Annotated in this window: 11 protein-coding genes; 5 read left to right on the top strand and 6 right to left on the bottom strand. The window is 66.6% G+C overall.

Translation table 11 applies throughout. The features are described from left to right. The first annotated feature begins 194 nt into the window (after positions 1 to 194). On the top strand, positions 195 to 617 hold the full coding sequence (locus ABQY74_RS00690) for a DUF2141 domain-containing protein (RefSeq protein WP_238150248.1): 423 nt from the start codon (positions 195 to 197) through the stop codon (positions 615 to 617). Positions 618 to 643: 26 nt separating this feature from the next. After that, positions 644 to 2161: a carotenoid oxygenase family protein gene (locus ABQY74_RS00685; protein WP_349792900.1), complete on the top strand. Its 1518-nt coding sequence runs from the start codon at positions 644 to 646 to the stop codon at positions 2159 to 2161. 1 nt (position 2162) lies between these two features. Here the strand turns inward: ABQY74_RS00685 and ABQY74_RS00680 are convergent, their stop codons facing one another. Next, positions 2163 to 3275, bottom strand: coding sequence for a serine hydrolase domain-containing protein (locus ABQY74_RS00680; protein ID WP_349792898.1), 1113 nt, complete (start codon positions 3273 to 3275; stop codon positions 2163 to 2165). Between the two features lie 397 nt (positions 3276 to 3672). On the opposite strand from ABQY74_RS00680, the gene lldD reads away from it, so the two are divergent. After that, on the top strand, positions 3673 to 4836 hold the full coding sequence (lldD, locus tag ABQY74_RS00675; RefSeq protein ID WP_349792896.1) for an FMN-dependent L-lactate dehydrogenase LldD: 1164 nt from the start codon (positions 3673 to 3675) through the stop codon (positions 4834 to 4836). A 77-nt stretch (positions 4837 to 4913) separates the two neighbouring features. On the opposite strand, the gene ABQY74_RS00670 is transcribed toward lldD, so the two are convergent. After that, the gene (locus ABQY74_RS00670; RefSeq protein WP_349792894.1) at positions 4914 to 5831 is read right to left on the bottom strand and encodes a LysR family transcriptional regulator; all 918 of its coding nucleotides are present in this window, start codon (positions 5829 to 5831) and stop codon (positions 4914 to 4916) included. 112 nt (positions 5832 to 5943) lie between these two features. Here ABQY74_RS00670 and ABQY74_RS00665 point away from each other — a divergent pair, with 112 nt between their 5' ends. Beyond that, positions 5944 to 7107, top strand: coding sequence for a TDT family transporter (locus ABQY74_RS00665; protein ID WP_349792891.1), 1164 nt, complete (start codon positions 5944 to 5946; stop codon positions 7105 to 7107). Positions 7108 to 7172: 65 nt separating this feature from the next. Here ABQY74_RS00665 and ligD read toward each other — a convergent pair whose 3' ends face one another. Together ligD and ABQY74_RS00655 are read right to left on the bottom strand one after the other, a co-directional pair. After that, positions 7173 to 9953 (bottom strand): DNA ligase D, encoded by a 2781-nt coding sequence (gene ligD / locus ABQY74_RS00660; RefSeq protein WP_349792889.1) that lies wholly within the window; start codon positions 9951 to 9953, stop codon positions 7173 to 7175. Between the two features lie 9 nt (positions 9954 to 9962). After that, positions 9963 to 10913 carry a Ku protein gene (locus ABQY74_RS00655; RefSeq protein WP_349792887.1) on the bottom strand — a complete coding sequence of 317 codons (951 nt, stop codon included), beginning with the start codon at positions 10911 to 10913 and terminating at the stop codon, positions 9963 to 9965. 154 nt (positions 10914 to 11067) lie between these two features. Here ABQY74_RS00655 and ABQY74_RS00650 point away from each other — a divergent pair, with 154 nt between their 5' ends. Continuing rightward, positions 11068 to 11247 carry a hypothetical protein gene (locus tag ABQY74_RS00650; protein WP_039529303.1) on the top strand — a complete coding sequence of 60 codons (180 nt, stop codon included), beginning with the start codon at positions 11068 to 11070 and terminating at the stop codon, positions 11245 to 11247. Between the two features lie 49 nt (positions 11248 to 11296). Here ABQY74_RS00650 and ABQY74_RS00645 read toward each other — a convergent pair whose 3' ends face one another. Continuing rightward, positions 11297 to 11692 (bottom strand): DUF779 domain-containing protein, encoded by a 396-nt coding sequence (locus ABQY74_RS00645; RefSeq protein WP_016902914.1) that lies wholly within the window; start codon positions 11690 to 11692, stop codon positions 11297 to 11299. Between the two features lie 21 nt (positions 11693 to 11713). Beyond that, positions 11714 to 12742 carry an alcohol dehydrogenase AdhP gene (gene adhP / locus ABQY74_RS00640; protein WP_053046109.1) on the bottom strand — a complete coding sequence of 343 codons (1029 nt, stop codon included), beginning with the start codon at positions 12740 to 12742 and terminating at the stop codon, positions 11714 to 11716. Positions 12743 to 12745: the final 3 nt, after the last annotated feature.

Below are 12745 nucleotides of genomic sequence, written 5' to 3'. Positions count from 1 at the left end.
GGATGGCACGCAGCAGCGCTTCGCGCGCTCGTACACCGGTTCGGCATGTGCTGCATGCACGTGCGCGCAGTGCCGCACTGTCTGGCGTCGGCGTGCATCGGTCGATGTGCGACGGCCGCCACCGCAGCCAGGCTGGTGCGCTGCGTACCATCGAGCTCCACGCGCCGCATCCCCATCGTTGCCAGGAGAGTTGCATGCTTGCCCGCACTTATGCCGTTGTCGCCCTCGCCGGACTGCTTGGCAGCGCTGCCGCCAACGCCGCCGATCTGGACGTGGGGGTCAGCGGCCTGCGTTCGCAGCAAGGCAAGTTGCGCGTTGCGGTGATCGCCGCGCCCGCGCAGCTGGATGGCGCACAGCCGCCTGTGCAGGCGCAGACGGTGCCGATCACCAGCACCACGCCGCAGATCCAGTTCAAGAACCTTGCCCCGGGGCGCTACGCGGTGATGATCAATCACGACGAAAACAGCAACGGCAAGTTGGACACCAACCTGATCGGCATGCCGGTGGAAGGCTACGGCTTCAGCAACAACCCGACCGGCATGCGCAAACCCAGCTTTGATGAGATCGTCTTCGAGCTGCCGGCTGCCGGCAAACGCATCAGCGTGCAGATGCGCTGACGCCGGCACGCGCAAGGAGAACCGCCATGCACCGCCGTCGCTTTCTGCAGTCCTTGCTGGCCGCCACCGGCAGCGCCGCACTCGGTAGCTGGGCTGTGCGCAGCCTGCCGGCCCAGGCCGCAGAAGCGGCGGCGTTTCATGCGCAATTGCAACGCACTCCGTGGCTGCTGGGCTGGCGCAGCGTCACCAGCCCAAGCTTTGCTCCAACCATGGCGACACTGCGCGGCACGCTGCCCGATGGGCTGGCCGGCAGCCTGTATCGCAACGGCCCGGCCTGGACCGAGCGCGCGGGATTCCGCTACGCGCACTGGTTCGACGGCGACGGCATGGTGCACCGCTGGCGGTTGGGCGGGGCGCAGGTGCAGCACCAGGCGCGCATGGTGGCCACGCACAAGTTCACCCGGGAGCAGCAGGCCGGTCGCTTTCTCTATCGCGCTGCCGGCACCTCGGTGCCAGACATGCAGCCGGGCCGCAACAACGACGACGTCAACACCGCCAATACCTCGGTGGCGATGCTCAATGGGCGCCTGTTCGCGTTATGGGAGGCCGGCTCGGCGATCGAACTGGATCCGGATGCGTTGGACACGCTTGGCCCGGTGACCTGGCGCGACGATCTGGCGGCGATGCCGTTCTCGGCGCATCCGTTGATCGATGACGACGGCAGCGCCTGGAATTTCGGCTCGATCGGCGTGATCGGCTCGACCGGGGTGGTGATCTGGCAGTTGGGCGCCGATGCGACGCTGCGCAACGTGCAGCTGATGCACACCGATGCGCCCGGCTACCTGCACAGCTTTGCGATGACGCAGCGCCATCTGATCTTCGTGCTGGCGCCGTACCGGCGACTCGATGGCGATGGTGCGTTCTTCGAACAGCTGCGTTTCACCCCGGACGCGCCGTGCCGGATTGCGGTGGTGCCCAAGGACGCGCTGGACCAACCGCGCTGGTTCGAGGCCGACTTCGCAGTGGCCTATCACTTTGCCGATGCCTACGAACACCGCAACCGCATCGTGGCGCGCGCGGTGGTGCATACCGATCCGGAAGAAGCACGTTCGCCGATGCGCGCGGCCATGCTCGGCGATGCGCATGCGCAGCCGGCCGCGGTGCAGCTGCGCAGCCTGCATCTGGATCTGGCGACCGGCAGCGCGCACTGGCAGGCGCACCCGGTGGACAACCTGGAGCTGCCGTTGTTCGACCGCCGCACACCCGGCACGCGCGGTGCCCGGCTGTACGCACCGTGCATCGACGGGCCGAATACCTCGCCGTTTCTCAATGCGGTTGCCGGCTACGACCTGGAGCGCGACCGCCGCCAGGTGCACCGCTACGGCCCGGAGGTGCTGGCCGAGGAACACGTGTTCGTGCCCAGACCCGGCAGCCAGCGTCCCGATGACGGCTGGCTGGTCGGCACCGTGCTGGACACAGCGCGCGCACGCAGCGGGCTGATGGTGCTGGACGCGCGCCACATCGATGCGGGACCGATCGCCGAAGCCTGGCTGCCGTATGCATTGCCGCTGGGTTTTCATGGGCATTTTGCGGCTGCCGGGTGAGTCAGCGTCGCGGTAGCGCTTGCACTGCCGTCGCGTGGCCGGCAGCGGGCGCCGCCTGCTGCCTGAGCTCCAATGCATACGCCCACAGATCGTCGAACAGCTGCGCATTGACCCTCGCATCACTGCTGTCCAGGGAGGTGTTGCTGATCAGCACCACCGCATTGTCGTGCGCCAGGTCCGACAGCATCTCGGTGTGCACGCCCGGGTCCGAGCCGCCGTGGCCAATGCGGGTGACGTTGTACTTGGTGGACCAGAAGATGCCGGAGTTCTTCTCGTGCAACGCGGCATTGTCGGGCTTGTTGGCGGCGGTGTACTGGAAACGCAGCATCTGCGCGGTGGTGGTGGCGTCCAGGATGCGCACGCCCTGGTACTGCCCGCCATCGAGCAGGGCGATGAACAGCCTGGAAAGGTCGTTGACGCTGGTGCGCACGCCGCCGTCAGGGTAGGTGGTGAGTTCGTACGGCGGGATCGGCACGCTCACACCGAACTGGCTCACATACAGCGTGGCCTGCGCGGCGACCGGCAGATCGGCCGCATGCCAGGCAGTGTGCTGCATGCCCAGTGGCGCGAAGATGCGCGTGTGCGTATAGCGCTCCAGCGACTGGCCCACCGCACGCGCGACGATGTAGCCCACCAGGCCGGCACCGATGTTGGAGTATTCGCGATGCGTGCCGGGTTTGACCTGCAGATAGTTCTGCGCCTGGTAGTCGCGCCCGCCGGGCGCCAGATAGCCGCGCAAGAAGTCGCCCAACGGCGCGACCGGCAGGCCTTGCCAGCGATAGGTGTCGCGGTAGACCTCCCAGCGGTCGGTCAGGCTGGAGGTGTGCGTGGCCAATTGCCGCAGGGTGATCGGCACCTGGGGAAACTGCGGATTGCGCACGGCAAACGGCAGATAGGTGTTGATGTCCGCATCCAGCGCCAGCTTGCCGTCCTGCACCGCCTGCATCAGCGCCACGCCGGTCACGGTCTTGCTGATCGAGCCGATGTTCATGACGGTGTCGGGCGTGAACGGCGTGCCGCGTGCGCGGTCGGCAAAACCGACGCCGCCAGTCCAGACCACCTTGCGGTCGCGGATGATCGCCGCGCCCAGGCCGACGACGCCGGCGGCGTCCATGTGTTGCTGCAGTGTGCGTGTGATGGCGTCCGGCGCGGGCGGCTGACCGGCCCGCCCGCCCACGCCTGACCACTGCAAAGCACACCGATCGCCAGCCCGACCGTTACCGTCCATCCCGCTGCTGTGCCTGCACGCATGGCGCCCTCCGTCCGTGATGTGGTTGCTGCAGATGCCCACCATGGGCGGCGGTAAGCGGCGACCCCGCTGCAGCAGCGCAGGCAGTCTTGCGATCCATCGCTTCGGATGCCAGCGCGATGCGACCAAACCGCCTGTACGTCCGACGAAACGCCGCGCACATCGCGCGCGGCTTGCGCAACGTGCAGATCGCGCAGCGGTCCACCGGCCACACCGATGGTCTTACACTCAGCGGCTACCCCGCCGCTGCCGTTCGTCTTCGATGATCATTTCCGCCGCTTCCGACTACCGTGCCGCCGCGCAGGCGCGCCTGCCGCCGTTCCTGTTCCACTACATCGATGGCGGGGCGTACGCCGAGCACACCTTGCGGCGCAATGTCGCGGATCTGGCCGATATCGCGCTGCGCCAGCGGGTGCTGCGCAACATGTCGGACCTGAGCCTGGGCACCGAGCTGTTCGGCGAGACGCTGGCGATGCCGGTGGCGTTGGCGCCGGTCGGGCTGACCGGCATGTATGCGCGGCGCGGCGAAGTGCAGGCCGCGCGCGCGGCGGCCGCACGCGGGATCCCGTTTACGTTGTCCACGGTGTCGGTGTGCCCGATCGAGGAAGTGGCGCCGGCGATCACGCGGCCGATGTGGTTCCAGCTGTACGTGCTCAAGGATCGCGGCTTCATGCGCAACGCGCTGGAGCGCGCCAAGGCGGCCGGGGTGACCACGCTGGTGTTCACCGTGGACATGCCCACGCCGGGCGCGCGCTACCGCGATGCGCACTCGGGCATGAGCGGGCCCAATGCGTCGCTGCGGCGCATGCTGCAGGCGGTGACGCATCCGCGCTGGGCCTGGGACGTGGGCTTGCTGGGTCGCCCGCACGATCTGGGCAATATCTCGACCTACCGCGGCAGCCCGACCGGCCTGCAGGACTACATCGGCTGGCTGGGCGCCAACTTCGACCCGTCCATCGCCTGGAAAGACCTGGAATGGATCCGCGAGTTCTGGACCGGGCCGATGGTGATCAAGGGCATCCTGGACCCGGACGATGCGCGCGATGCGGTGCGCTTCGGCGCCGACGGCATCGTGGTGTCCAACCATGGCGGCCGCCAGCTCGACGGCGTGCTGTCCAGCGCGCGCGCATTGCCGGCCATTGCCGATGCGGTGAAGGGGCAGCTGAAGATCCTGGCTGATTCCGGCATCCGCAGCGGCCTGGATGTGGTGCGCATGCTGGCGCTGGGCGCCGATGCGGTGCTGCTGGGGCGCGCGTTCGTCTATGCGCTGGCGGCCAACGGCCAGGCCGGCGTGGAGAATCTGCTGACCCTGATCGAGCGCGAGATGCGCGTGGCGATGACCCTGACCGGCACCCATTCGATTGCCGAGATCAGCAGCGATGCGTTGAGCCGGGTGACGCGTGGGATGGAAGAAGCACAAGCTTGAGCTTCGCGTTGGTCACATTCGATGAACTGCACGGTCACCGGGCGCTTGGCGCTCCGATCGGCTTGGCAGTGGTGCGGTCAACCGTGGTGCGTCGCTGCGCCCGCGTCGTCTTTGAAGTTCCGGCACGCCCTCCCGAACGCGTCCAGGCTCTGGGAGACGAACTTTTCGCGGTGGCGGATGAGGAAGAAGCGTCGTGTCAGCGAGGGAAGCACACCGGTGAGTGCCACCAGTTGTCCTGACGCCAGCAGGTCGCTCACGACCCAGCGGGACAGGCAACTGATGCCGATGCCTTGCGCCAATGTGTGCTTGATCGCCTCCGAACTTCCCACCTGCTGCGTCTCCGACAAATCATGCAGGTGACGCAACAACAGCAATTCCACTTCCTCCCGGGTACCCGAGCCCGATTCGCGCAGTAGCCAGTCGGCCCGGCGAAGATCTGCCTTCGTCACTTTCGACGCGTGGGCCAGCGGATGTCGGGCCCCTACGACGATCAGCAACTCGTCCACCAGCCAGGGCTCGGCCTGTAGCTCAGGAAGGTGGCACGGTCCTTCGATCAGCCCCATGTCGAGTTGAAAATCGGCCACCTTGCGCGCAATGGCGGCACTGTTGGCCAAGTCGGCATCCACCTGAAGCAACGGGGCCGCCTTGCGCAGCGCTCCGAGCAGGCGCGGCAGGATGTAGTTGCCAATCGTGGTGCTGCATCCGACCCGCAAGCGGGCCTTGCGGTCGCCGGCACCGGGCCGGTAGGCCGCCTCGATCTGCTGTGCCGCATCCAGCAATTGCCTGGCTTGCGGAAGCAGAAGCTGGCCTTCGGTGTTGAGGACTAGCCGCTTGCCCACACGGTCGAACAACCGCGTTCCGAGCACACCCTCCAACTCGTTGAGCGAGGCGCTGGTGGCCGACTGCGAGAGCGAGATCGCCACCCCGCCGCCGGTGGTGCTGCCGGTTTCGGCGATGGCACAAAAGATCTGCATGTGACGCAGGGTCAGCCTCATCTGCGTAACCTTCCAGACAGGTAACAGTTAGCGATATTACCCGTTATCCGAATGACCCGGCGCGCTCTAGACTTGATCCATCGCCTCTGCATCGCCAAACGGACCCATTGCCATGCGTGAAAGCAGACTGAGCGCCATCGTCGGCGACCACCGGCCCCTGGCGGCCCTCTCCACTCCCAGGGAAGCCATCCGGCAATTCACCCCGAACTGGTTTGCCGCCACCATGGGCACCGGGATTCTTGCGCTTGCCTTGGGACAGCTGCCGTTTGCAGCGCCCTGGCTTAAGACCATTGGGGAACTGCTGTGGTGCTTCAACATCGCGCTGTTCGTCGTGTTCAGCGTCCTGTATGCCAGCCGCTGGATGCTGTTTTTCGACGAAGCCAAGCAGATCTTCGGCCATTCCACCGTCTCGATGTTCTTCGGCACCATTCCCATGGGCCTGGCGACCATCGTCAACGGATTTGTGCTGTATGGCCTGCCGCGCTGGGGGAGCGGAGTGCTGCCGCTAGTCGAGACCTTGTGGTGGATCGACGTGGCCATGTCGCTGGCGTGCGGGGTGCTGATCCCTTTCATGATGTTCACCCGGCAGCAGCACAGCATCGACCAGATGACCGCCGTCTGGCTGCTGCCTGTGGTGGCTGCGGAGGTCGCCGCAGCCAGCGGTGGCTTGTTGGCACCGCATCTGGCCGACACGGCCGGCCAATACACGGTACTCATCACCAGCTACGTGCTGTGGGCCTACTCGGTGCCGGTGGCGCTGAGCATCCTGGTCATCCTGTTGCTACGCATGGCACTGCACAAGCTTCCGCACGAAAGCATGGCCGCATCCAGCTGGTTGTCGTTGGGACCCATCGGGACCGGCGCGCTGGGCATGCTGGTGCTCGGCGCCGATGCGCCGGCGATCTTTGCCGCGCAGGGATTGCGTGACGCCGGAAGCATGGCAGCCGGCCTTGGCCTTATCAGCGGCTTGCTGCTCTGGGGGCTGGGCATGTGGTGGATGGCATTGGCGGTGCTCATCACCGCGCGCTACGTCAGGAAAGGCATTCCTTTCAACCTCGGCTGGTGGGGTTTCACCTTCCCGCTCGGGGTGTATGCGGTAACGACCTTGCGCCTGGGAGCGAGCCTGCATCTGGTGTTTTTCCAAGGCCTGGGCACGGCGCTGGTGTTGTTGCTGGCGGTCATGTGGGGGCTCGTCTTTTCCAAGACGGTGGCCGGTGCCTACCGCGGCAACCTTTTCGTCTCGCCCTGTATCGCGTCCTTGACCAAGCCAGGTTGAAGCCAACGCCCGCGCTGAGCCTGCGCGCGGGGCAGCGGCGGCGCCGTTGGTGGCCGCCGCTATGCTCAGCGTGCGTTGTCGGCAGTGGGCAAGTATTGCTGCAACGCCAGCACCGATTCCCAGGGATCTGCACGCTGACGCTTGGCCCGTTGCAGGGCCTTGTCCATCGGGAAGGCGTCCGGGCCGCTGATCTTGCCGAGTTCTTCCCAGCGCAGCGGCACGGCGACGGTGGCCTTTTCGCGCGCACGCAGCGACCACGAACACACGCTGGTATTGCCGCGCCCGTTGCGCAGCCAGTCGACGAAGATCACGCCATGGCGCCTGGCCTTGCTCATGGTGGCCACGTAGCGATCCGGCGCGTGCGTTGCCAGCGCCTGGGCGAAGGCCGCGCAGAAATCGCGCGCCTGTTCCCAGTCCGCTTCCGGCACGATCGGCACCACCACATGCAGGCCTTTGCCGCCGGACAGGCGCACCGCGCTCTCCAGGCCGGCACTGCGCAGCTTGGCGCGGATGTCGCGCGCGGCCGCCACCACGTCGGCCCAGGACACCCCGTCGCCCGGGTCCAGGTCGAACACCAGCCGATCCGGATGCTCCGCATCGTCGACCTGCGCGCCCCAGGGATGCAGCTCCAGCGTGTTCATCTGCACCAGCTCGAGCAGGCCGGCGGCATCTTCGACGTAGATGTAGTCCTCGGTGCCGCTCTTCTGCTGCAGCGGAATCACCTTGATATGCGTACCCAGGTGGCGGCCTTCGTGCTTCTGGAAGAAGCAGTCGCCGCCGGCGCCGTCAGGGCAGCGCAGCAGCGACAAGGGGCGGCGTGCGATCTCTGCCAGCACCAGCGGCGCCACTGCGCGGTAATAGTCGGCCACATCGCCCTTGCTGATGCCCGCTGCAGGAAACACCACCCGCTCGGGATGGGTGATGGTGATGCCGTCCGTCGACGTGGACGTGGATTTGGATTTGGATTTGGATTTGGATGTTGTGGACTTGGACGCCGTAGATTTGGAGACCGTGGACGTGGGCGCTGCAGCCTTTTTGGATGTCGTGGTCGCGGTCGTCTTCGATGCCGTCGACCGCACGCGCTTGCTGGCGGTGCTGGTGGATGCGTCGACCGTCGTTCTCGACGTTTTTTTACTCGCCGCCTTGCGCGCAGGCGCAGTGGCCGTGGTCGCAGCACTGCCTTTACCTGCAGCACGCGCCTTGCCCGGCGCGGCGCGGTCGCCGCCCAACTCGCTCATGGGTTTGTCCTCGCGCAGACGCTTGAACGCGGCCTGCCGCAGCAGGCCTTCCTTCGCCCAGCCGCGGAAGGCGACCTCGGCGATCAAGACCGGCCGTACCCAATGCACATCGCGTGGCCGCCCGGGGATGTGCGTCGGCAATTCCAGCGTGGCGGTGTCGCTGTGCAGCGCCTGCAACAGCGCGGTGATCTTACCGAGCAAGGCATCGTCGAAGCCGGTGCCCACACGCCCGACGTAACGCAGCGTCTTGCCCTCGCGCTGCGCCATCAGCAAGGCACCGAAGCCGCTGCGCGCGCCCTTGGGATCGGTGTAGCCCACCACCACGAACTCATCGCTGTCTTCGTGCTTGGTCTTGACCCAATCGGCGCTGCGCCCTTCGCGATACCGCGCATCGGCGAGCTTGCTGACGATGCCTTCCCAGCCGGTGCCGGCACTGGCCGCAAAGACCTCCGGGCCGTGGCCGATCACATGGTCGCTAAACGCCAGCGTGCCCGGCACATCGCCCAGCACGTCGTGCAGCAATTGCTTGCGTTGCAGCAGCGGGGTGTCGCGCAGATCCACTCCGGCCACGCCGAGCAGGTCGAACACGATGTAGCGCAGCGGCTGCGTGACGCTGCCATCGAGCGCGCGTTGCAATGCCGAGAAGTCGCTGCGCCCATGCGCGTCCAGCACCACCAGCTCGCCATCCAGGCGCGCATCGCGCACCGGCAGGGCCTGCACTGCGCGCACCACGTCCGGGAAGCGCTGCGTCCAGGCCTGGTCGTTGCGCGAGCGCAGCTGCACCTGGCCATCGACCATGTCGGCCAGCAGGCGGTAGCCGTCCCACTTGATCTCGTGCAACCAGCGCTCGCCATCCGGCGCCTGCTCGCGCAGCAAGGTCAGTTGCGCGCGCAGCTCGGTTGGGCATGGCGCATCGCGCGCGCCGTCCAGCGCCAGGGCGCGGGTACGCCATTGCCGGGCGTCCGCACGCGCCGGGCGCGCGCGTTTGCCAGCCGCAGTCGTCCCGGCGCTCGCCGTTGCTGCCGGCGCACGCCGCGCCCGGCTAGCCTTGGCACGGGTTGCCGGCGCCACTGCAGCCGATGCGCCGGCGGCCTGCTGCGCCACCAGCGCATCGGCATCCAGATCGGCCGCGTACGCATCGCTGCGCTTGAACAGCAGCCATTGCGGTTTGCCGCCGCGCATCTGCGTGCGCACCAATGCAAAACCGCCGCGCAGCAGCGTGCCCTGCAGTTCGAATTCCAGCTTGCCGGCTTCCAGTGCCGCCAACGCATCGCCTTCGCACTGCCAATGCCCGTGGTCGAACACATCCACATGCCCGGCGCCGTAATGGCCCTGCGGAATATCGCCCTGGAAGCTGGCATACGACAGCGGGTGGTCCTCCACCTGAACCGCCAGGCGCTTTTCGCCCACGCGCAACGATGGGCCCTTGGGCACGGCCCAACTCTTGAGCACGCCGTCGGCTTCCAGACGGAAGTCGTAATGGCGCGAGCTGGCGTGATGCAACTGCACGACGAAGATCGGCTGCTTGCTGGCGCGCGCCGGCGTGTCGCCGGTCGGTTCCGGGGTCTGGTCGAAGCGGCGCTTGGCGTTGTAATCGTGCAATGACATGGGCAGGGCCTAGCCGGCCTTGCGGCGCGGTGCCGCCTTGCTGGCGGTGGTCTTGGTGGCCTTGGCCGCGGTCTTCTTGGTGGCCTTCTTGGTCACTTTCTTGGCGGCGGTCTTTTTGGCCGACCCCGTTGCCGGCGCACTGCTCTTCTTGGCCGGCGTGCGCGTATTGGCCTGCAGACTCTTCTGCAGCAGCGACATGAAGTCGACCACGTTGGTGCTGGCGTCTTCGTGCTGCGGTGGCTCGACATCCACGGTGGTGGTGCCGCCCTTGGCCTGGATGCGCTTGCGCAGGATCTGCTCGAGCTTGCCGCGGAACTCGTCGTGGTAATCCTCCGGCTGCCAGGTGCCGGACATCGACTCGATCAGCTGCTTGGCCATCTCCTGTTCCTTGGGCGTGATGCGGTACTCGCCCACCGCGCCGGCCGGCAGCTTGAAGTCCTGCGGGTCCACCACTTCCTGCTGGTAGCGCAGCAGCAGCAGGATCAACGCATCGCCCTGCGGCATCACCGCGGCCAGGTATTCGCGCGTGCGGATGACCACCTTGGCAATGCCCACCTTGCCGGTGTCGCGCAGTGTCTCGCGCAGCAGCACATAGCCTTTTTCGGCCTTCTTGCCGGGCACCAGGATGTAGGGCTTTTCGAAATAACGCGGGTCGATATCGGCGGCGTCGACAAAGGTCTCCACTTCCACCGTTTCGTGGCTTTCCGGCGAGGCCGAGCGGATGTCCTGTTCCTCGACGATGACATAGCTGCCCTTGTCGTACTCAAACGCCTTGACGATCTCCTTCCACGGCACCTCATCGCCGGTGTCGGCGTTGACGCGCTCGAAGCGGATCGGCTTCTTGTCGCGCGAATCGAGCATACGGAAATGCAGATCCACCTTGCGCTCGCCCGACATCAACGACACCGGTACATTGAGCAAGCCGAACGAGAGCGTTCCGGTCCAGATCGGTCGTGCCATCGGCGTGTGACTCCGGGTGGTGTGTGAGTTAACCCATAGCTGTAGCGCGGCCACCGTGATCCATGCGTGAGCCGTGCGTCTGCAGCAGCCACTGCGCCCCCTTCACTAGGCGCGCGGTGAACTGCGCATCCATCCCCATGACCAGGAGTACCGCATGTCCCGCGACCCACTGCGCGACCAACCGACCCAGCCAGGCGAACAGCACGGCAAACGCGATGCCGAACACTACGAAGACCGCGGTGCCGGCGATGCGCCCGATACGTTGGTTCCCGCCGATGGCGACACCCCGGCCAAGAAGCCCGGCACCGCGCCGTCGACCGTGGCAGACCGCTGAAACCAGCCGGCTGATTCCCCGCCCGGCAGCACAGCCAGGCGGGCCTGGGTTACGCCCGGCCTGCCCGCTGCAGCTGGGCGAACTCCTCGTCGGCAAACAGGCGCGAGCGCACCAGAAAGCGCACGCCCTCGCCGTTTTCCAGCGAGAACATGCCACCGCGCCCCGGCACCACATCGATGATCAGCTGGGTATGCTTCCAGTATTCGAACTGCGACGGGCTGATGTAGAACGGCGCGCCGCCGATCTCGCCCAGCAGCACGTCGCGGTCGCCGACGATGAAGTCGCCCACCGGGAAACACATCGGCGATGAGCCATCGCAGCAGCCGCCGGATTGATGGAACAGCACATCGCCGTGGCGAGCGCGCAGCGTGTCGATCAACTGCAACGCCGCCAGCGTGGCCATCACCTGCAACGGCGGGTCTGTCTGCGTGGTGGTGCCCTGCATCGTCTGCCTCCTGCGGCGCGGTCAGGCCGCCATGTCGAGCACGATACGCCCCTCGATCGTTCCGGCGTGCATGCGCGCGAACACGTCGTTGATGTTGTCCAGGGTGTCGGTGGCCACGGTCGCCGCGACCTTGCCCTGCTCGGCGAAGGCCAGCGACTCCTGCAGGTCCAGCCGGGTGCCGACGATCGAGCCGCGCACGGTCACGCCATTGAGCACCATGCCGAAGATGTCCAGCGGGAACTGGCCCGGTGGCAGGCCGTTGAGCGACACCGTGCCGCCACGCCGCACCATGCCGATCGCCTGCTCGAACGCCTTGGGCGATACCGCGGTGACCAACGCGCCGTGTGCGCCGCCGATTTCCTTCTTCAGGTACGCCACCGGATCGGTGGTGCGCGCATTGACCGTCACCGTGGCGCCCAGGCGCCTGGCCAGTGCCAGCTTGGCGTCGTCCACATCTACGGCGGCCACGTTCAGTCCCATCGCCTTGGCATATTGCACTGCCATGTGGCCGAGCCCGCCGATGCCGGAAATCACCACCCACTGGCCCGGCTTGGTATCAGTGACCTTCAGGCCCTTGTAGACGGTGACGCCCGCACACAGGATCGGCGCGACCTCGACGAAGCCGATGCCCTTGGGCAGGTGACCGACGTAGTCCGCATTGGCCAGCGCGTACTGCGCGAAGCCGCCGTTGACCGAGTAGCCGCTGTTCTGCTGCGCCTCGCACAGGGTTTCCCAGCCACCCAGGCAGTGCTCGCAATGCCCGCAGGCCGAGTACAGCCACGGGATGCCGACGCGGTCGCCTTCCTTGATGTGCTTGACGCCTTCGCCGACTGCCACCACGTGGCCAACACCTTCGTGGCCGGGAATGAACGGCGGGTTCGGCTTGACCGGCCAGTCGCCTTCGGCGGCGTGCAGGTCGGTGTGGCAAACGCCACAGGCTTCGATCTTGACCAGGATGTCGCCGGCGGCCGGGCGCGGCACCTGCACTTCCTCGATCACCAGAGGCTTGCCGAACTCACGTACCACTGCAGCTTTCATCGTCTTGTCCACATT

Source organism: Xanthomonas sp. WHRI 7064 (genome assembly GCF_040202355.2).
GTDB lineage: Bacteria > Pseudomonadota > Gammaproteobacteria > Xanthomonadales > Xanthomonadaceae > Xanthomonas > Xanthomonas arboricola.
This window is presented reverse-complemented; position numbering and strand designations above follow the sequence as displayed.